The sequence below is a fragment of the Alteromonas lipotrueiana genome, from assembly GCF_019249245.1.
Lineage (GTDB): Bacteria > Pseudomonadota > Gammaproteobacteria > Enterobacterales > Alteromonadaceae > Alteromonas > Alteromonas lipotrueiana.
Genome location: NZ_JAESDK010000004.1, coordinates 138,221 through 159,552, shown reverse-complemented (window position 1 = coordinate 159,552; position 21,332 = coordinate 138,221). Strand labels below are relative to the sequence as shown.

Genomic DNA, 21,332 nt, shown 5'->3' with positions numbered 1-21,332 from the left:
TTTGAGATTTTATAGTCTGAAAAGTTTGGGGCACGCATTAAAACACTGGCCACACTCTTGCTGAAGCGCCTGCATGGTACCAGCGGGCAGACAATGTTTGGGCGTTCACAACGCGAACGGGCTTATTTGCTTCAAAAGTAAAGCGAATATAACCAGAGTCTGCGGTATTATGCATTGTGCTATTAGCTTGCTGATAACGCTTAACTACCGCCCGGTGAGGAAATTGCCACCGGTTATCGCGCGCCGTAGTAAACACGACATGATCCGGAGAAACCGCATCAACAAACGCCTGGCCTGACGAAGTCGCACTCCCATGGTGCGGGGCAATCAAAACATCAACATCAAATAACGTATTGGTATACAGCAAAGCATATTCTGCCGTGCGTTCAATATCACCCGCAATCAAAACGGAATGGCTGCCATCGGTAATATTTAATACGCACGAATGATTGTTGTTATCCAGCATATTGCCTTTCTTCGGCCACAATGCAGTTATAACAAGGCCCTGCCATTGTTTCAAATAACCTTGCTGACACCGATTTTGCGCGGTTATTATTTCAGAATTAAAGCGATATCGCTCACGGTGCATCTCAATATCACCAATACCACCAGCATGATCATTGTCTGAATGGCTGATAAATACCTCGTCAAGTTTTTGCAAGCCTAAGTAATTTAGCAATGGCTTTGTTTGGCGGGTAAACACACTGGCACCATAAGGACTTGCCGGCCCTGTATCAATCAGTATTGCGTGCTCGGCGCGGCTCAATAAAAGACTACTACCTTGCCCGACATCAACCACATGCAGATACCAGTTTTTGTTGTTAAAACTCAAACTGCTCAGTAATAGAGGTGTCATTAATACAACAAAGGCACGTTTTTTATAAAGAAAAGGCGGGCAGAGCAAAATAATCAATCCCAGTAGGGTGGCAATTACGACGCTAGGCGTTAAGCTGACATTAACTACTGCGGGGGCGTGTTCGATGCAAAACGTTAATAGGCTAACCAACCAGCCCAAAGCATGATCGAACCAAAAAACAGGACCTGTAAAATAACCTGCGGAAAACCACAAAATCAGTAGCGCCAGTAAGCCCATGGGCAATAGCAGTGCGATAACGGGCAATAACAATAAATTAAAAACGATGGCAAGCATGGGGATAACGTCAAAAAAGCCAATAGTTACCGGAACCAGGCCTACCGATAATGCCACCTGCAGTGTAGCGGCCCATAGTAACTTCTGCTTTATCGTGATTACCGGCGCAGCGATACGCCAGTGCAATAACCATAGCCATAGTACCGCGCCCAAACTAAGGTACAGGCTCATTCCGAAAATTGCATAAGGAAAAATAAGCACACAGCAAAATAACATTAATACCGCCAGGCGCGTATTGTGAAGATGTACTTTACACTGCAGGCTTAACACAAAAACGACAATAAGCAACAGGGCGCGGGTCACTGGCAATTGCCAGTTTGCCAGTGCGGTATAGGCCACACAACTTAACAGCATAAATACCGTAACCCATCGTTTTATATTTGGCTGAGAGCCAGCCCGGTTTGCCGCCCATATAATAGGTAAGCCCCCCACCCTGACAAACAGCGCCGCCCATACAGCAACTAGGCCCAGGTGCATACCCGAGATGCTGAATACATGTGCTGTTCCGGTTTTTTGCAAAATTTGCCAGTCTTGTGCACTCAGACCTTGACGGTATCCGGTAAGCAATGCCAGGGTCCATTTTTCATTAGGCAAAGACAGGTCAAGTAACATGCGTGAAACCCGGGTATGTAAGTTTACCGAGGTGGACGGGTTATAGCTGAGCACGGCCTTTATCTGGCCGGTATACACAATTCGCTGACTTAACAGCTGCCGGGCTTTATCGCTGCTGCCGGGGTTTCGCAGGAAAGTTACCGGCTTAAGACGTGCCTGGATGCGAAAAGTGTCTCCCTGCTGTGGACAGGGCTGATTAAGTTGCCAGTAAAGTCTGACCCGCGGCTTAAAAAATGAGAACAACTCGTTTTGACTGTGCAGTTGTGCCTTAACTTTGCAGCCAGGGTCTGCAGATGCCAATGGCGAGCTTTGTATCACTGTAATGGTTATCACCTTATCTTGTTTAAAATTAATAGACGGCTGTTGCCAACTGATATACCAATAACCTAAACTCGCCATCCATAAAGCACCCAATAACAAACCATTAAAACCGGTGGCAAGAATAACCAGAGAGCGGCTCGGCAAACTTTTTTGTTTATTTGTCGGTACAAAGAGAACGTGGCGGGTGTGATGTCGGTATATAAGCTGACCGCAGGCTGACAATAGCCAGCACCCAGTTAATAAAAACGGATGAGGTAAAACAGGCCAGATAACCGCTGAGAGCGAAGCGATGCAAAAACATGTCATCCAAAGCGTGATATGCTTAATCATCGAATAGCCCTAAGGCGCGAACGTGGTGTTTAATCCAGTTATGCCAAGAAAATTTATTAAACGATTTTTGCCGGATCACCAGTCAATCAAACACAATCGTGCGTTGAAGATTTTTGGTTCGGTGCTTCACGAACCAAATCTATGGCATCTGAACCGGCGTTCAGCCCGAGGCGCTTTTGGTATAGGTTTGTTTTTTGCATTCTGGCCTGTCCCTTTTCAAATGTGGCTGTCAGCAGCGACTGCGATTCCTTTTCGTGCAAACTTACCGTTGTCTGTCGCCACGGTCTGGATCACGAATCCTTTTACTATACCGCCTATATTCTACGCAGCTTATAAGGTTGGCACGACTGTACTTGGGACCGAACCGACCCATTTTGAATTTCAGTTCAGCTGGCAATGGGTGGTTGAAAGCTTAAGTACCGTGGGTCCGGCATTTTTGGTGGGGTGCGCAATATGCTCGATTGTGGCAGGGCTTATGGGCTTTTTTGGATTGAATATGATTTGGCGCTTTTCGGTACAAAAAGCGTGGGATGCACGCCGACAGGCCCGGGCCAGAAACAGCGCCCGGTAACCTTGTTTCAGTTACTATGAATAAACATTATGGTTTTGTAGAAAATCAATAAGTTGGGCTTCGCTCCAAATGTCTATATTCAAATCTTGTGCTTTAGTTAATTTGGATCCGGCTTTGTCGCCTGCGACTAAAAACTGGGTATTCGCCGAAACCGACCCCGCCACTTTTGCACCAAGTTGCTGCAACAGCGCTTTAGCATCGGTGCGACTCATTTGACTCAAGCTGCCCGTTAACACACAGGTTTGCCCCTCTAAAGGCAGCTCGCCACCCGCCTGCTCTATCTCTGGCCAGTTTATACCGGCTTTTAGCAAAGCTTTTACTATATCGTTATTGTGGGGCTCCTGGAAAAACAGATAGATATGCTGAGCCACAATATGACCAATGTCATTAACCTCTTGTAACGCATCGACTGTGGCTTGCATCACCGCATCCAGAGATTTAAAATGCATAGCCAGATTGTTCGCCGTAGCCTCGCCTACCTCTCGAATGCCTAAAGCATATAAAAACTTCGCCAATGTCGTTTGCTTTGATGCGTCCAGCGCACCAATAAGCTTACTGGCTGATTTTTCAGCCATGCGCTCCAGACTAATCAGTTGCGACACACTTAAATCAAAAAAGTCAGCCGGACTCTTTACCAATTCAGCGTCGACTAACTGATCAATTAGCTTGTCGCCCAGACCGTCTATATCCATCGCCTTGCGAGAGGCAAAATGTTTAAGTGCCTGTTTGCGTTGCGCTGCGCAAATTAACCCCCCGGTGCACCGCGCCACCGCTTCATCTTCGAGCTTTTCGACTTGCGATGAACATACCGGGCAGTGTACCGGAAACTCAATAGCATAAGCGCCATCCGGGCGTTCATTCAAAACAACGGAGACCACCTGAGGAATAACATCTCCGGCCCGGCGAATCACGACCGTGTCACCCACTTTCACGCCAAGCCGGTCTATTTCATCCTGATTGTGAAGGGTTGCATTAGAAACGGTAACCCCGCCGACAAACACCGGTTCAAGCCGGGCTACCGGCGTGATTGCCCCGGTCCGCCCCACCTGAAATTCAACCGCAGTTAATCGGGTCATTTCTTCCTGGGCCGGAAATTTTTGAGCAATGGCCCAGCGCGGCGCTTTAGCCACAAACCCCAGGGTATTTTGGAGCGCACTAGAATCCACTTTAAATACCACACCGTCAATGTCATAGGGCAGCTGATCGCGAGACTGCAATATATGTCGGTAATACTCTAAACACCCCTCGCCACCCTGGGCGGTTGAAATGTCAGGGCAAAGCGGCATGCCCCACTTTTCGACCAACCTCAAGCGCTGACTGTGTGTTTCAGGCAGCACAAATGACTCAGGGGTAACAACCCCCAGCGAGTAGGTGTAAAACATAAGAGGGCGTTTTGCAGTAATTCTTGAATCAAGTTGTCGCAAACTTCCTGCCGCAGCATTGCGCGGGTTCGCAAACACTTTTGCATCCTTTGCTTTTTGCCGCTTATTCAATTTTTCAAAACCCGCTTTTGGCATAAATACCTCTCCGCGTATTTCTACCCGTTCAGGAATCTGGTCACCTTTTAGCGTGTGTGGAATATTTTGAATGGTGCGTACATTTTGGGTGATATTTTCGCCTACCTGGCCGTCGCCACGGGTCGCTGCCCGCACCAACTCACCCTTTTCGTACAACAAACTGACCGCCAACCCATCTAATTTTGGTTCGCAGCTAAATGTAATGGTTTGCGTTGATTTCAGACGATCGCGCAGACGTTTTTCAAAAGCCAGTAAGGAAGCGTCGTCAAAAGCGTTGTCTAATGACAGCATCGGAACATCATGAACCACTTGTTCAAAAGCGCTAAGCGGGGCGCCGCCTACTTTTTGCGAGGGTGAATCTGATGCTAAAAATTCGGGGTGAGCCTGCTCCAATGCAATAAGCTCTTGCATGGCTCTATCGTATTGGGCGTCAGGAACACTAGGTGCGTCCAGTACATAATATTCATGATTATAGTGACGAAGTGTCTGGCGTAGGGCTTCAATTTGCTGCTCAATAGAATATGATTGTTTTGACATAGCTTACTTTTAAAATTAAAAAGCCACCCCAATGGATGGCTTTGAATTAAGATTATGCTCGTGAGAGCATGCTGCGCCGCTCAAAATCGCGAATCTTTTCAAAATACTGCTGTAAACCCTGCTTAGTCAGCACGCTTCTGCGACCATCCAGAATTTGCGCATCAAACTCATCGGCAATTTTTCGGGCGGCATTATGCATCATATTGAAAACCTGATGAGTATCACCGTCAACCGGTAAAATCATAAATAACGAAACGCCCACCGTGGTAAAAGTTTCCAGGTTATCGATGTCAAAAACCCCGGGTTTAAACATATTTGCTAAACTAAATAATACCGGTCCATTGCCATCGGCGCTTGTATGCCGGTGAAATATATCCTGATCCCCAAACTTAAAGCCCAGTGTCAGCAGCATAGGCAATAAAGCTGCGCCTGATATGGGATTGTCATCGGAGGCACGTACATTGATAACCAACACCTGCTGTGGCTCTGAGGTTGGTTTTTGTGCTTCTTTGGTATCGACGCTACCTTGCGACTGAGCGCCGGTATTGTCAGAAGATGACGATTCTAATTCAGGTTCTTGGCGGGCCTGGGCTCTGGCGCTACTGCTTTGTTCGTTACCAGGCCGGGAATCGTCGTGGTCAGCAGCTTGCGATGCGGCTTGTCCATTACTTTGCATATCGGCATTGGCAGTGCGGCTACCCGCGCTATTTGTAGACTGGGCATCTGCGTCGTTATTGGTATCTGCGCCGTTATTGGTATCTGCTTTGTCCTGCTTTTGCTTTAGTAAAAAGTCGGGGGGATCGGGTAAAGGCTCTGATTTGGTCTCAGGCTCTTCGTGATGGGCCCGTTGCATGTGCGGTTTAGGGTTTGTAACCACTGAGCCGTATAACTTTTGATTCGCCTGTTCAGTCGACTCATCAGTATGAGCCGTAAAGCTGACGTTTTCAGTCGCATCACCCGCTTGCTCATCGACAGGCTCGGCGCCCACGACCCGAACTTTACCTAAACCCAAATCATCAAAATCAGAGTTTTCATCATGCTCGTTACGCGCTTTTGTCGTATGCCAACTGTTATCCCGATACTCGGTTTCATCCCACTGACCGGGTTCTACCCGTTTACGTCTTGTCGACGGGGCGCTGTTTTTTCTAATTTTCCAAATACCGTGCGCCAGTACCGCGACAATAATAATCGTACCAACAATCAGTAGTGACAGACGTAATTCATCTTCCATCTTTATTAAATCGCCCTTTGTTATGCTTCTACAAACGCCATAGCGTCGTCGACATCTACTGCTACCATTCTTGAAACCCCTGGCTCCGCCATGGTCACGCCAGTAAGATGGGTCGCCATTTCCATCGCAATTTTATTGTGAGTAATATATATAAACTGCACCGAGTCTGACATCTGAGACACCAGATTACAAAACCGCACCACATTGGCATCATCCAATGGTGCATCTACTTCATCCAGCAAACAAAATGGCGCCGGATTCAGCCTGAAAATTGCAAATACCAATGATAAAGCGGTTAGCGCTTTTTCTCCACCGCTTAATAGATGAATTGTGCTATTTTTCTTACCCGGAGGCTGAGCCATAATCGTTACGCCCGCCTCCAGAACATCACTTTGGGTGAGCTCGAGATAAGCCGCCCCACCCCCGAACACTTTTGGAAACAGAGCCTGTAAATCGGCATTGACCTGGTTAAACGTTTCGGTAAACCGCTGTCGGGTTTCTTTGTCTATTTTTCGTATTGCACTGTTCAAAGTTTCCAGTGCTTCCGTCAAATCATAGTATTGTTCGTTTAAATGCGCCTGTCGTTGCGCCTGAGTTTCATACTCTTCTACCGCAGCCAGGTTCACCGCGCCTAATTCATCAAGTGCCATCGTATTTTTATCGACAGCGCGTTGCCAACTTTTTTCGTTGGCTTGCTCGGGCATAGAGCTGACAATGTCACGTAAATTATCGGCCGTGACGCCTGCATGCTCAACAATGGCTTGTGCATGAATTCGGGCAGATTCAATATCAATGGTTAGTGTCTCGACTTTGCCCTTTTGTTCCGCAACTTGTTTTTTTAATACTGCGTGGGCTTTGTCAGCATTGTGCAACAACTCCTGGGTAGTGCCGAGGGCTTCATTTATCGCGCGCATCCGAGCCTCAAACATAGTATCTTTTTCAAGCAGACTTTGCAGCGATGCACTTTGCGGTTGCGAAGTTCCCTCTAGCTGGTCCTTTTCCTGCTTCAGTTGTTTACGCCGCAGTGCATACTCATCTAACCGTTCTGTTAAACGCTGAATTTGCTTGTCATACTGTTGCTGATTTTGTTGCTCCTGCTGCAAGGTTAACTGCTGGGTATGCAACTGTTGCTGACATTGCTTCACGGCGTCACGTAAAGACCGGTACTGAAGCGTAATTTTCTCAAGTTCAGACACTTGTTGGTTTCGTTGCGTATCGTGGTAAGTCTGATTTGCCCGGGCTTCAAGTAACTGCTTCTGCGTTTCACAAATAGTGAACTGCTCACGTTTTAACAGCTCAGTTAGTGTAGTAAGTTCATCGTTCAGGTTTTCGGTCTGTACACGCTGCTGTCGCTGGTTTTGTTCTGCCAGGGTAAGTTCATGCTGGCACTGCTTTTTCTCTAAAGCCAGGTGCTGAACCTGATGTTGCGTCGACTCTGCGTTTTTGACGGCAAGGTGGGTCGTATTTTGTACTTTATTGTAATGAGCACGGGCCTGACTGGTTAGCGTTTTCTCATCATCAATCTGTTTTGAAATTTCACTTAACTGATGAGCAAGCTCCAAAGCCCCCTGGTTGTCATCTTCTCCGTATTGAAAAAACCAGCTTTGGGTTAACAATAGCCCGCTCTGGCTTACCACTACTGCTGATGCAGACAGAGTGTCAATTTTTGACAATGCCTGGGCGGTATCTTGTGCGACGATGACCTGATTAAAAAAGTGGGGTATTTTACTGCCCGGTATTAGCTTTTCAGCCAGCGTGCCTTTCTTCGCGCTATCGGCAAAATCATTATTAAAAATAATTCGGTGCTGGGTTTGAAAATGGTCATAATCCTGGGCAGCGGGCGCTTTATCGACTTTATGCCATAACGGATTATGCATATACATTAATACAGCCTGCGCAGCAATTTGCCACTGCGAAGCTATCTTAATGTGCTCCCATAAAGCGGTAACCTGAGCTTGACTGGTGGCTGGTCGCCGGGCCTTTGTCAGGGTTTCAAGTGCTGCGGATTTTGAGTGCAGTAACTGCAGCGAATTTTCATGCTTAGTTAACGTATCTGATGCAACCTGCGCCTGCTCTTTTGATGACGTCAATACGGTTTCGCTACATCGTAATTCACGTTCATATTCGGCATGTTGTGTACATAGCACTTCATATTGCGCTCTGAGTGCTTTGATACGCGCCAGGCCAGCATCATTATCTATCTTTTTTAAGTCATCCTGAATCTGCTGAATACGGGATTTAGTCCGTTGCTCGTTTTCCTGGGCATGGGTTAATTGTCTTTGTAATTGCTCATTACGATGGCGAGCTTCTAAAAAAGCTTGTTCAGTTTTATAGGTCAGCTTGTTGAAATCTTGCACGGCGTCTTCGCCGGCTTGTTCTTCTGCTTTGCTGTAGGCCAGGCGCTCTTCTGTTAGTGCTTGTTCGGGAAGCAGACGTTCAACATTGGCTTTTGCGCTGTCGCGTTGGTTAAGTAGCTGAGCATGCTCTGCAGATATCCGTTCGCTACGTTCCTCGTTTTCGCTGAACTCGCGCTCTACCTGCTGCAAACGCTGCTGGCGGTGCAGATCTGCTTGTTCAACACGGGTTATTTCGGTACGAACAGAAAATTGCTCGCGCTGCAATACGTCCAGCTGAGCCTTTAACTCATCGGTTTGTAATTTATACTGGGACTGTTCAGTTTCGCTGCGCTGAAGCTGCGACTGAAGCCCCTCAAGGTCAGCCTCACCCTGATGCTGATGTTGCCGTAGTTTGCTCGCGGTAGTATCAAATTGAGACCAGCGCAAAGCATTCAGCTCGCTTTTCAAACGGCGCTCAGTAGCCTTTAATTCTTTGAATTTTTGAGCGGTACGAGCTTGCTGATGAAGCTTTTCGAGCTGTGTACCAAGCTCAGTTCGCACATCATTTAGCCGCTCTAAATTGTCCTGAGTATGGCGTATACGGGTTTCAGTTTCACGCCGGCGTTCTTTGTAGCGAGACACCCCTGCGGCCTCTTCTAAAAAGATCCGTAACTCTTGGGGCTTAGACTCTATGAGTTTGGATATCGTGCCCTGTTCAATGATTGCGTAGCTTCTTGGACCTAGCCCGGTACCTAAAAACAAGTCGGTGACATCTTTACGCCGGCACCGCGAACTATTAATAAAGTAAGTCGACTGACCTTCGCGAGTGACCAGCCGTTTAACCGATAGCTCATTGTAGTTAGCGTACTCGCCACCTATGCGTGCACTTTGATTATCAAATATTAGTTCTACACTGCATTGGCCCACAGGCTTTCGCGCAGACGAACCATTGAAGATAACATCGGTCATAGCGTCGCCGCGCAGATTCTTAGCTGAGCTTTCTCCCAATACCCAGCGTACCGCATCAATTACATTTGATTTCCCACAACCATTGGGCCCAACGATAGCGGTCATCTGCCCGGGGAAGAGCAATGAGGTAGGTTCAACAAAAGATTTGAATCCCGCCAGGCGTATTTTTTTTAGTCGCAATTATTTAATTCCTGCGACAAGCTATAGCCGGGATGAAAAAATTGAATAACAGATGAGCAAAAATTGCGTAAAGTCACAGCGTTCAGGCAGTAAAGTCTTGGATTTATTGTTATCTTTCGACTTTAGCAGAAGTCATAAGCTGTAACAATTCACAATTGATACACTCTGCTACATCAACAGTATACTGTTTGTCATATGGGTAACAGGAGTAATTATGATGTCGCGTAGTGGCATTGGCTATTTTTCAAGCGGATTTGACTTAATTCGTACAAAAGGACTCAAACGGTTCGTCTTTGTGCCATTTGCGGTCAACCTGGTGTTGTTTAGTCTCGCTTTTTATTTTTTATACGGTGAGATAGCCTTAGCTATCACCTGGCTTATCGATATGATCCCCGAGTGGTTAGGTTGGCTTAAAACCGCGCTCACATATATTTTATGGCCGTTAGCCGTCTTAAGCGTATTATTAGTTTTCGGCCTGATTTTTGGCACGCTGGCAAATTGGATAGCAGCCCCTTTCAACGGTATTCTTGCCGAAAAAGTAGAACGCCACCTTACCGGTCAGGATTTAGGCGATGAAGGCGTGCTAAGTCTGATAAAAGATGTTCCGCGAACATTAGGCCGTGAAACCGCAAAATTTCTATGGTACTTGCCAAGGGCGTTAGGATTTTTTCTTATTTTTCTTTTTGTACCCGTTGTCGGGCAAATCATCTGGTTTATTTTTACAGCATGGATGCAAGCTATTGTGTATTGTGATTATCCCTACGATAACCACAAAATACCTTTCAAAACGATGCGCGACCACTTATCGGGACACAAAGGAAAAGCCTTGTCTTTTGGGATGATGGTAAATCTCTTTTCACTTATTCCGGTGCTTAATTTTATGGTTATGCCTATTGCTATTTGCGGGGCAACAAACATGTGGGTAAATGAATTACGCAACGAAATAACGCCACCGCGGACGCGCTGATCAGGGTTTGGATAGAGCGCTACTATCGGGTTGTGGTGAGTCGGGTGGCTGATTAAATTCCTGATATTTTTTCAGCCATTTACCCGCTTCTGGCGTATTGCCTGCATAGTGGAAACTTTGAAATAAGTTCATGTAAATAGGTCGCTGCGCTTTGGGCTGGTTGAGTTGTTGTCCCCAAAGCTGTAGATACAGTTCGGGTATCTCCCCACTATCATGATGCTCTAGAAAGGTGATTTGACTGGCGGGTTTGTAAGCCTGCTGCTGATGTGCATCACAGGTTTTGCTTTCGGCGATAACCAGATTGTCGTCGGCGTTTTGCCATCGCTGTAGGGTCGAAAGCGGGGCGTAGCTCAGGGCGCCGTCTACCACCATATTGGGTGCTTCACTTTTCGTACAATACCGTGTTGCCATCGTGGAGGATAAGGGGTATTCATCAATAAATCCGGAAAAATGAGCAAGTTCGTGTACCAGTACCGAGTAATTATCAGACAAATCTAAGAACATTACCCCGTTATTGACATTAGCCTTGCCTAAATCGGCCACTACAATGGCGTGCGTAGCGTCTTGTGTCTCCACAGCTGGCGCCAATGGCGTAATATCACATCCTAATCTATCAGACTGCTTCCAGTTGCTCTTACAGTTCAGTGTGTTTTTGGAAAGCCACACAGGTTTTTTTACACATAGAGGCAGTGTTTTTAGACGCTCATCAGCATTAAATTGCTGATAGAGTTGGTGAGCGCGCTCAATACTAGATAACGAAGTGGCGAACATTTGGATTCGCTGTTTGCACGCTTTGTCAGAGGGCCACACACTGCGTTTAACCTGATTGGCGTTTTGCTGCTGATACTCAGATAATACATTTTGAAGCCGCTGGGCTAAGTGATTATCTTGCCCCGCAGCTTGTTTGATAAGTTTTCGTCCCTGCTGTTTTTTGCCGTCATCCCAAAGTAAACGCCCCAGGTGGTAAGCGCTCGCCGGATAGCTTTGAGCGGTTTTTATTAGCCAGGGCCGGGCTTTATCAGGCTGTTGTTTTAACAGGTACCAGTCGGCTACGGCGGCCTGAGCAGGTTTGTAACCTTGCTGAGCGCTTTGTAAAAGCCAGTATTCACGCTCTTGTGCATTTTCGGTCGACATTGCCAGAGTTTGCTGAGCTTCTGGTACCCCGCCTTCAGCCGCTAGTTGTAGTAAAAAATGCTCACGCTTATCAGTGTCGTGGTATTGATATAAAGCCCATGCAGCAGACGGGTGTTTCACACCTACCAACTTTTCTAACCAAAATGGTTTGTCATGCGTTACCGCATATTCGGTGAGCAAGGTTCGGGCTTTTGAGTTACCGGTTCTGGCAGCCTGCCAGAGCACCGGAGCCGGGTTTGATGAATGGTTGGCATTTGCCAGCAACTGAGGTACATAATGCGCGGTATCGGCGCTGAGAAAAACCATAGCCAGTAAGGCAATTATCAATCCTCGCATGTCAGTCGGCTATTTTGCAGTTTCTGAATGACGTAATTGATTCAGTTCAAGGCGCGCATAGCGATGCTCAACATAATCATAGACATTCGTACTTAAGGCAAGTTTAAAGTAATTTGCTGCCCGGCCTTCATTGCCCAGGGTCATATGATACTTTCCAAGATAAAAGTAGGCTTCACACAAACGTTCAGTCAATTCGGTCTGGCTGGTGACACCTTTAAGCAAAACCCCCAGCAGTTCTTTTTCTGACGTTCGGCCCAGTAGCAATTCGACAATTTGGGTCGCCCAGTGTTGTGGCTCTAATGAATTAAGCGCAGACGTGAGATACTCGGGTGCGGCAGCGGGGTTTTGATGCTCCATTGCAAAATAAAGCCATATCGCGCGAAAGGGGTCGCTTGTATCCAGTTTATAGAAGGTCGTTAAGTCTTTAACTGCCAAATCGGAGCGCCCTCCATAGTACAACGCAATACCGCGATTTAAAAAAGCAAAGTCGTACTCAGGGTCAATATCTAACGTTGAATCAAACGCTTCATAAGCCTGTATAAATTCGCTTTGCTGGATGAAGTGAATACCCATTGAATTATATACGGGCGCCATATCGGGCTTGATGTTCAAAGCACGGCTAAAATCGTATTGGGCCAAACCTGGTAAACCTACACTGTCATAGAGCATGCCTCGCTGAAAATGCAACTCTGCCCTTTCATCCTGAGTCAGATGCTCTTCAGACAAAATTTGGTTGTACCGAACAATCGCCAGCTGAGCTCTGCCGCTTATAGGCTTGGGTTCAGCCAGTAACAGATTGTCCATTTGTGGCGCCGTATCAGACTGATGGGTTTGTGCGCAGCCGGTCATTATAATGGCGACCAGAGCAAAAAGGATGAGACTTATGGTTTTGTGCATGTTAAAAAAGGCATCACTTTAAATTAATGAAAACAAAGACGCTTTACCAGGCTGATTCGGTAGAAGTTTCTATCTGAAAAAAGACCCGCTTCATTACTCTGGGTCACGCGCCACCATCGCTTATTTGATGAAAAAAGTAAAGCTCATCTCCCCTGTAACAGGTACCGTATGGACAGTAAAAAAATAAAACAACTTGTCGATCTTGCCACTGCGGCTCAGGTCAACGCACATGCGCCGTATTCCGGATTTAACGTGGGCGCTGCTATTTTGAGCAAAACGACACACACCTATTCTGGCTGTAATGTCGAAAATGTTGCTTACCCGTTAGGTCAGTGTGCTGAAGCAACCGCAATAGGCAATATGGTATGTAATGGCGACAAGGCGATCGCGGCCATAGTGATCACCAGCCCAACCGAAGATTTGTGTTTCCCCTGTGGTGGATGTCGCCAAAAAATTGCAGAATTTTCTGACGAGTCAACCCAGGTCATTATGACGAGCAAAGACGGAAAAATGCAAACCCTGAGTATGGCCGAATTACTGCCTTACGCGTTTAGCAACAACACCCCCACCAGCTAATTAGCACAGCCCTTGTCGCCCGCTATTTTGTCTGGCGGGCCTGCATGGCGGCCAGTTGCTCATCGGTCGCCGGTAACTGGTACTTATCCTTCCACTGTGAATAAGGCATTTTATAGACTATTTCGCGAGCCTGTTCATAGTCAATTTCTTCGCCGCGCTCCTGGGCTTCTGCCATATACCACTTAGACAAACAATTACGGCAAAAATCCGCCAAAATCATTAAGTCAATGTTCTGCACATCTTTGTTTTTATCAAGATGCTCCAGTAGTCGACGAAAGGTGGCAGCTTCTACTGCCTGTTGCGTTTCATTGTTCATATTAGTTCTCCATTAAAAAAGGGGCTCAAGGGCCCCTTTTGGTATCGTTAATAATTCACTTTGTCATTTACGACAAATGTATTATTCACCTTGTTCGTTGTTATCAGATTTAGGCGCTGGCTTTTCCAACAACTCTTTGATGCTCAAGCGAACACGGTTTTGACGATCGATTTCCATTACCTTCACGTCTACCATTTGGCCTTCAGACAAATAGTCAGTTACTTTTGCTACTCGCTCATGAGCGATTTGCGAAATATGTACCAACCCTTCTTTACCTGGTAGCACTTCAACAAATGCGCCAAAATCTACAACGCGGGTAACTTTACCATGGTAAGTTTTACCTACTTCGATTTCTGCGGTCACTTGTTCAATACGACTAATTGCGATATCGGCTTTAGCACGCTCAGTAGCAAAAATCTTAATCGTACCGTCATCTTCAATCTCGATGTTGGTCTCTGACTCTTCGGTAATCTGACGGATCATTGCGCCGCCCTTACCAATTACGTCACGAATTTTGTCCTGATCAATTTTCATGGTATAGATGCGCGGCGCATATTCGCTAAGCTCATCGCGATGACCCGAAATCGCTTTGTCCATCACATTCAAAATGTGTAGACGTGCTTCTTTTGCTTGTTTAAGCGCAATCTGCATGATTTCTTTGGTAATACCTTCAATTTTGATATCCATCTGCAATGCAGTGATACCGTCGGTAGTCCCGGCCACTTTAAAGTCCATGTCACCCAGGTGATCTTCATCACCAAGGATGTCTGACAGAACGACAAAGTTGTCATCACTTTTAACCAGACCCATAGCAATACCGGCAACAGAAGCTTTAATCGGTACGCCTGCATCCATAAGTGCCAGAGAAGTACCACAAACCGAAGCCATTGAAGATGAACCGTTAGACTCTGTAATTTCAGAGACTACACGTACAACATACGGAAATTCTTCTTCACTAGGCATAACTGCCTGGATGCCGCGTTTTGCCAAACGACCATGACCAATTTCACGACGCTTAGGCGAACCAATCATACCGGTTTCGCCTACGCAGTATGGAGGAAAGTTATAATGCAGCATAAAACGGCTGTCACGACGGCCTTGCAACTCATCGATCATCTGAGCATCGCGCTCGGTACCCAATGTTGCTGCAACGATTGCCTGTGTTTCACCACGGGTGAACAAAGCAGAGCCATGAGTACGGGGTAAAATGCCTGTTGCCACGTCAAGTGCACGAATCATTGCCGGGTCACGGCCATCAATTCGTGGTTCGCCAGAAAGAATGCGCGAACGTACTACATCGCTTTCAAGCTCATGCAGTAAATCAAGCACTTCTTTTTTATCCTGGTCTTCGTCAGCCGTCGTAATTTCTGCCAAGGCTTTTTCGTTAACCGCGGTAATCGCGTCTTTGCGCTCTAGCTTGTCAGAAATTTGGTAAGCTTCTGTCATTCCAGATTGTGCAGCAGCCTTAACCTTTTCTTTCAAAGAGGTATTTTCTGCCGGCGCCTGCCAGTTCCACGACGGAGTTGCAACTTCAGCTGCAAATTCATTTACCGCAGTTACCACAGCCTGAAGTTGTTCATGACCGAACATAACCGCACCCAGCATCACGTCTTCTGAAAGCACGTTGGCTTCAGACTCAACCATTAATACTGCGCCTTCAGTACCCGCGACTACCAGATCAAGTTCGCTTTCTTCTTGTTCAGAAGCTCGGGTATTTAAAATGTATTCGCCGTCGGTATAACCTACGCGCGCCGCACCAATCGGTCCACTGAAAGGGATGCCTGAAATAGACAACGCCGCTGATGTACCAATCATAGATACGATGTCAGTAGGAATGTCAGGGTTAGCTGACATTACGGTAACCACAACCTGTACTTCGTTTTTAAATCCTTCAGGAAATAAAGGACGAATTGGGCGGTCAATAAGACGCGCGGTTAGGGTTTCACCTTCTGATGGACGGCCTTCACGCTTGAAGAAGCCGCCCGGAATTTTACCCGCTGCATACGTTTTTTCCTGGTAATTAACCGTTAATGGAAAAAAACTCTGGTCAGGTTTGGCTTCTTTTTTGCCAACGACGGTAACTAAAACCGACGTGTCATCCATGCTTGCCATTACAGCAGCAGTGGCCTGACGAGCAATTACACCGGTCTCTAGAGTGACAGTATGCTGACCATACTGAAATGATTTAGTAATAGGAGTCACTAGTTGTCCTTTAAATATCTGTCTTTATATTTCGCTTTTAAACGCGGCGCATAGTATAGCTTTGAAACCCCGCCAATACCATTGTAAATCTATCCGTAGCCCGCGTTGCTATGAATCTTCAGGTACTATGCAGGTATAAATATGGGTGCTTTTTATTCCAGGCACAATTAAATGCAGGTAAAACACGCCTGCTACCCTATCAGCCATTACCGGCAGTGCCAAATTTTCTCACCTTTTATTATATTTAAGAGGGTATTTTCATAAATAAACAATTATGGCCCTACCTCTTTTTACCTACATTAGGCGTTAGCACGTATACTTATTATTGAATACCGGCAAAATAAGTGGGTATGCCATGCTGATACTTCGACTAAATAAAGCAGGCCTGCCGCTGGGCTGGCTTAATCCAGAGCTTGCTGCGCGGCTTTATTGTCAGAATAAGGTATTATATGAATTAGGCCGGTACCAACGCATGCTGCATGGCGGTAGGAACGTCGCTGGTCTGCAAAGTACAGTAACCATTTCTACCATTATCGGATGTACTGGAAAAACTATTGATTCATCGGGTAAAGTTACGCTGACAAACCGCTATCTGTTTCGCCGGGATAACTGTTTGTGTCTGTATTGCGGCCGAAAATTTCCGTTATCTAAACTTACCAAAGATCATATTTTTCCGCGCTCCCGCGGCGGCAAAGACTTGTGGCAAAACGTAGCGACGGCCTGCCAGCGCTGCAATCGCATTAAAGGGGCCCGCACGCCTGAAGAGGCTAATATGCCGTTGTTGGCCGTACCCTTCAAACCCAATGTATATGAACAACTTTTTTTAATGAATAGACGCATTCTGGCAGACCAGATGGACTTTTCAAGTCATCATTTTTCCCACCATCGTCATTGGGCGTAGATAATTTAGCTTTCTACCACGCTAGGCTCACGACCTTCTTTTAATTCACCAAGCGCCCGGTGCCAAAGATTCATCCAATCGGCAGAGATTTTTTGTTGCAGGTCGTGGGCCTCGGCGGTGGGGCAAAACAACTCGACCGTGATAACAATATGCGCCATCTCGTTGGTTTCAACACCAATGGTGGGGTCAATATGAATAAATTCGACGTCAAGATGGCGTTCTATTAATCCTTTGTATCGCTCTGCGACATCCCGATAAAACTCACAATGGGCTTTTGCTCTGGCAATAAAGGCAGGCAACAGGCTGTAAGGATTGACCTGCGGCTCACAGGTAATACTAAACGTATGCAAATTATAGCGCCGCAAAAAGTTAAGGTTACGTACGCTTTGCGTAACCAGCTGACTGTTTGGAACATAGACGTGTTTTCCGGTGTACGAGTAGGTCTCGGGATCAACTTCAAGCAGCGCGGTTTTGGCCCAGTCCATTTCCACGACTTCACCCACTGCCTGATTCATTTGTACCCAATCGCCCACTCTGAACGGTTTTGCTCCCAGGTAGTAAATAAAACCTAGAAAACACTGGATGAACTCGCGCATAGCAATAACAATTGCCACCATAAAGGCAGCGATAGATATCGCAAGACTTTGAATTTCAGAGCCCCACACCATAATAAGCAAGATAAACAGAAAACCGTTACTTATTTGCTCCAACAGATTGAGCGTGTGGCGTCTGTCTTCGCCTTTACGTTTGCTACGATATCGTATCATCCACAACGTGATTCGTTGTAATGACAAAAAAAGTACAACAATGACAGCAGAAGTCAGTAACTTATATTCTGCGGCAAATTCAATCATATGCTGCCAAAGTTGATGATAATCGTGGGGCACGCCTGCTCTCCTGTGACCATTAGTATTTTGTTGAGCGCATAAAAAAACACCGGACTAAATAGCCCGGTGTGCATTATGACGAAAGCCGCTTCGGCTCACAATAAGGATCCGTTAATTTCTGATCTGACCTTCGCCATTTACCAGATACTTTTCAGCCGTTAACGACTCCAGGCCCATGGGACCATAAGCATGCAGCTTAGTTGTAGCAATACCGATTTCAGCTCCCAAACCTAACTGGCTCCCATCTGAAAAACGCGATGACGCATTTACCATGACCACAGCGGCATCTACCGCAAGTTGGAAATGCTCTGCTGTTTTTTCATCTTTGGTGCAAATAACTTCGGTATGATTACTGCCAAACTCGGCAATATGGTCTAATGCTCCTTCAAAGTCATCAACCACCCGAATAGCAATTTCAAGCCCCAGGTACTCTTCACCATATTGGTCTTCGCCTATCACATCGGCATTATCAAAGTACTCTTTGCCTTGTTCGTTAACATGTACTTTAACGCTATGTTTATTAAATGCCTCAGCTACCTTAGGCAAAAAGTCTGCAGCGACTGCCTTATGTACGACTAAACCTTCCAGTGCATTACATACGCCTGTACGCTGAGTTTTACCGTTAAGTAAAATTTGTAAGGCTTCGTCTAAATCAGCATGTTGATCTACATATAAATGACAGACACCTTTAAAATGCTGAATAACCGGAACCTTCGAATTCTCGGTAACATAGTTGATAAGACCTTCACCACCACGGGGGATGATCACATCAATATAGTCACGCTGCTCCATCAGCTCCTGCATTAATGCACGGTCTGGGTTAGGAACAACAGTAATTAATGCTTTCGGTAAATTGTGCTTAATCAATACGTCTTGCATTAACTCAGCAATCGCCAGACTTGAATCTAACGCTTCTTTACCACCACGCAAAATCACCCCGTTACCCGATTTAAAGCATAATGCCCCTGCATCTGCGGTTACATTGGGTCGCGCTTCATAAATCATGCAGACTACGCCAAGGGGAATCCGCATTTTACGAATTTTAATACCATTAGGCCGAGTACCAAACTCGCGTGTAGAGCCCACTGGATCGTCAAGCTCGATGATGGTCTCTATGCCCGCTGCCATATCTTCAATACGAGCATCGTCTAAAATCAAACGGTCAATTAAAGCGGCGTCCAGGTTATTTTCTTTAGCCCGGCCTACTTCTTTCTCATTGACGTCTTTAATTTTGTCTTTATTAGCACGAATCGCCTCTGCCATATCCCGCAATACTGCATTTTTTGATTCAGTATCCAGTACGGCTAATTTTTGAGCGGCTTTTTTCGCGTCTTTCGCTAATTGTGTAATTAAACTCATTCTTTCTCCAAATTTGCTAAATGCTGGTTCGAGATAATAGGACCGGTTTTTTCTTCAAACTCGGTTGCGAACTCTTCATTTTCTTGTTTAGCGATAAAATTCAGTAAACAACTGCTGTAGTTTGATCTGGCTTTAACAAGTTTTGTGCCATCAAGCTTACGCACTAAAATGGTGTCGCCCACCGAAAACTCGCCTTTTACGTCAATAATTTCACTGCTGGTCAGCTCATCAGCGTTATCTCCAAGCGAGGCATCAAACCGGCTTTCAACAATCACTTCGCCCTGAGCATTAGAGGTATGTCTCATCCAGTGCACATTTTCTTTCATAGGTACTTCATGGGCCTGAAAATGCGTTCCAGGATTTTTGCCATCCAGTAACATATTGAATGACAATTCTGTAAAACCATTAATGATAAAAGTATCGATGCCATGGGATACTGCTTTTTCAGCAGCTTCAATTTTGGTTCGCATCCCACCAGTGCCCACTCCACCTTTGGCGGCGCCACCGGCCATCGCATAGATACTTTCGTCAATATTATCAACCCAGGACAACAATTTTGCGTCATCATTTTCATGGGGGTTTTTGTCATACAGACCATCAATATCAGAACAGATAATCAATGCATCAGCATCAGCCGCAGTTGCTACCATTGCCGATAGATTATCATTGTCGCCCACTTTAAGTTTGTCAGTGGTGACCGTGTCATTTTCGTTCACAATCGGCAAAATATCGTTATCTAATAAACTAAACAGCGTGTCGCGAATACTTACGTAACGTTCACGGTCGCGCAAATCAGCATGGGTGAGCAAAATTTGTGCTGAATGAAAATCAAATAGCTTATCCCAAGTTGAAATCATCTCAGTCTGACCCGCTGCAGCCATTGCTTTTTTAATAGCAATGTCTGGCGAATCCTGCTCTTCAAACTGGTGTGAACCTGCTGCGACCGACCCTGATGAAACCAATACGACCTGAATACCTTCAGCACGGCATTTTACAATGAACTGCGCAATGCTCAGAAGATAATGGCTACTACACCCTTTTCTATTTGGTGCGATCAGAGCACTTCCCACTTTTATAACAATGCGTTTCCAATTGGCACGATTCATAGTATTAATCACCTTAAAGCTGTTATTTCGCAAATCTTCACCAGAAATATAAGACCTTTAAATTTTGCTTAAAGTTCCACAACCGCCTCTACTAATAAATTCTGCAGAAGGGCGATTGTGATCTTACATTCTGAAATTATCTGATACTTCGAACTGTCAGGTTTTTTCAACTGCAGCAGCCTGCATAATCAATCCAATAGACAAGTGACTTACATAATAAGAAGACGAATCACTTAAACACGGCAACAGTCGCTTTGTATACATGGCAACCTTGCAATTTGGATTAATATTACAACCTTTAAAAAAGGGTTGAACACCTGACCTGATAAAATTCAGTGTAGAGTGCATCGAAGCTGATTTTGAGCCACTTTGTTCAAACCCTGAACGCAATAATTTAGCCCACAAGATACGTGGTGCCGCTAAAAAATTTACTAAAAGTGTGACATCAGTCGACGCGAACGAGCCTGTTTCAGGCTTCGTTACTACTGCATTCTTCACTGGAAAAACGTTATTGCTGACGCAATAACAAGGTAGAGGATCCATCTTATGCTTCTCCATTAGCTGCCACTACACATAATTGAAGCTGGTCGTTTCTTAATGAGCACATTGTTGCCCGGAGGCTAAGAAAGGTCGCCAGCAGTAGTGAAACATGGTTTAGCATAACTGAGAAAATGTCTCCTCTATCGCTTAAAAGACTGACAGAAAATTGCTGCTGCCCGTTAATTTGAGTTCTAACTATATCAGTTAAATTACTTTCAATGCAAACTAAATATACTCTTGTCCCTAAGCAAATCCTGCATGAACATAAAGTTGAAAAATACTAGATAGATCCGAAAATGCCCGCATAAATTTATACAACCCATTGTTTATACGTTTCTTTTTGTGGAATTTATTTGC

The 21,332-nt window shown here is 45.7% G+C and carries 14 protein-coding genes and 1 pseudogene; 4 read left to right on the top strand and 11 right to left on the bottom strand.

Translation table 11 applies throughout. The features are described from left to right. Positions 1–37: 37 nt before the first annotated feature. Positions 38–2,413: a DNA internalization-related competence protein ComEC/Rec2 gene (locus tag JK130_RS04625; RefSeq protein ID WP_218353044.1), complete on the bottom strand. Its 2,376-nt coding sequence runs from the start codon at positions 2,411–2,413 to the stop codon at positions 38–40. A 40-nt stretch (positions 2,414–2,453) separates the two neighbouring features. Between JK130_RS04625 and JK130_RS04620 the strand changes: the two genes are divergently transcribed. Next, positions 2,454–2,984, top strand: a complete 531-nt coding sequence (locus JK130_RS04620) for a DUF2062 domain-containing protein (protein WP_218353095.1) — start codon at positions 2,454–2,456, stop codon at positions 2,982–2,984. Positions 2,985–2,998: 14 nt separating this feature from the next. Here the strand turns inward: JK130_RS04620 and ligA are convergent, their stop codons facing one another. From ligA to smc, 3 genes are all read right to left on the bottom strand, one after another. Next, a complete protein-coding gene (ligA, locus tag JK130_RS04615) occupies positions 2,999–5,038 on the bottom strand; it encodes an NAD-dependent DNA ligase LigA (RefSeq protein WP_218353043.1) in 2,040 nt (679 codons plus the stop codon). 52 nt (positions 5,039–5,090) lie between these two features. Further along, positions 5,091–5,891, bottom strand: a complete 801-nt coding sequence (gene zipA, locus JK130_RS04610; protein WP_425514588.1) for a cell division protein ZipA — start codon at positions 5,889–5,891, stop codon at positions 5,091–5,093. A gap of 398 nt (positions 5,892–6,289) precedes the next feature. Continuing rightward, positions 6,290–9,754 (bottom strand): chromosome segregation protein SMC, encoded by a 3,465-nt coding sequence (gene smc / locus JK130_RS04605; protein ID WP_218353041.1) that lies wholly within the window; start codon positions 9,752–9,754, stop codon positions 6,290–6,292. A gap of 217 nt (positions 9,755–9,971) precedes the next feature. On the opposite strand from smc, the gene cysZ reads away from it, so the two are divergent. Continuing rightward, positions 9,972–10,721 (top strand): sulfate transporter CysZ, encoded by a 750-nt coding sequence (cysZ, locus tag JK130_RS04600; RefSeq protein ID WP_218353094.1) that lies wholly within the window; start codon positions 9,972–9,974, stop codon positions 10,719–10,721. On the opposite strand, the gene JK130_RS04595 is transcribed toward cysZ, so the two are convergent. Further along, positions 10,722–12,191, bottom strand: coding sequence for a tetratricopeptide repeat protein (locus JK130_RS04595; protein ID WP_218353040.1), 1,470 nt, complete (start codon positions 12,189–12,191; stop codon positions 10,722–10,724). A gap of 9 nt (positions 12,192–12,200) precedes the next feature. Next, positions 12,201–13,088, bottom strand: coding sequence for a lipoprotein NlpI (gene nlpI / locus JK130_RS04590; protein ID WP_218353039.1), 888 nt, complete (start codon positions 13,086–13,088; stop codon positions 12,201–12,203). A gap of 129 nt (positions 13,089–13,217) precedes the next feature. Here nlpI and JK130_RS04585 point away from each other — a divergent pair. Beyond that, positions 13,218–13,664, top strand: a pseudogene (locus tag JK130_RS04585) (cytidine deaminase); the annotation flags it as partial. Positions 13,665–13,686: 22 nt separating this feature from the next. Here JK130_RS04585 and JK130_RS04580 read toward each other — a convergent pair. After that, on the bottom strand, positions 13,687–13,980 hold the full coding sequence (locus JK130_RS04580; RefSeq protein ID WP_218353037.1) for a DUF1244 domain-containing protein: 294 nt from the start codon (positions 13,978–13,980) through the stop codon (positions 13,687–13,689). Between the two features lie 81 nt (positions 13,981–14,061). Beyond that, positions 14,062–16,182 carry a polyribonucleotide nucleotidyltransferase gene (gene pnp / locus JK130_RS04575; RefSeq protein ID WP_218353036.1) on the bottom strand — a complete coding sequence of 707 codons (2,121 nt, stop codon included), beginning with the start codon at positions 16,180–16,182 and terminating at the stop codon, positions 14,062–14,064. A 355-nt stretch (positions 16,183–16,537) separates the two neighbouring features. Here pnp and JK130_RS04570 point away from each other — a divergent pair, with 355 nt between their 5' ends. Further along, complete coding sequence (locus tag JK130_RS04570) at positions 16,538–17,083, top strand: HNH endonuclease (protein WP_218353035.1); 546 nt, start codon at positions 16,538–16,540, stop codon at positions 17,081–17,083. Between the two features lie 5 nt (positions 17,084–17,088). Here JK130_RS04570 and JK130_RS04565 read toward each other — a convergent pair whose 3' ends face one another. From JK130_RS04565 to proB, 3 genes are all read right to left on the bottom strand, one after another. Further along, positions 17,089–17,937 carry a mechanosensitive ion channel family protein gene (locus JK130_RS04565; RefSeq protein WP_218353093.1) on the bottom strand — a complete coding sequence of 283 codons (849 nt, stop codon included), beginning with the start codon at positions 17,935–17,937 and terminating at the stop codon, positions 17,089–17,091. A 144-nt stretch (positions 17,938–18,081) separates the two neighbouring features. After that, the gene (locus tag JK130_RS04560; protein WP_218353034.1) at positions 18,082–19,329 is read right to left on the bottom strand and encodes a glutamate-5-semialdehyde dehydrogenase; all 1,248 of its coding nucleotides are present in this window, start codon (positions 19,327–19,329) and stop codon (positions 18,082–18,084) included. Then, positions 19,326–20,435, bottom strand: coding sequence for a glutamate 5-kinase (proB, locus tag JK130_RS04555; RefSeq protein WP_218353033.1), 1,110 nt, complete (start codon positions 20,433–20,435; stop codon positions 19,326–19,328). The genes JK130_RS04560 and proB overlap by 4 nt, the downstream gene beginning before the upstream one ends. Between the last annotated feature and the right edge of the window lie 897 nt (positions 20,436–21,332).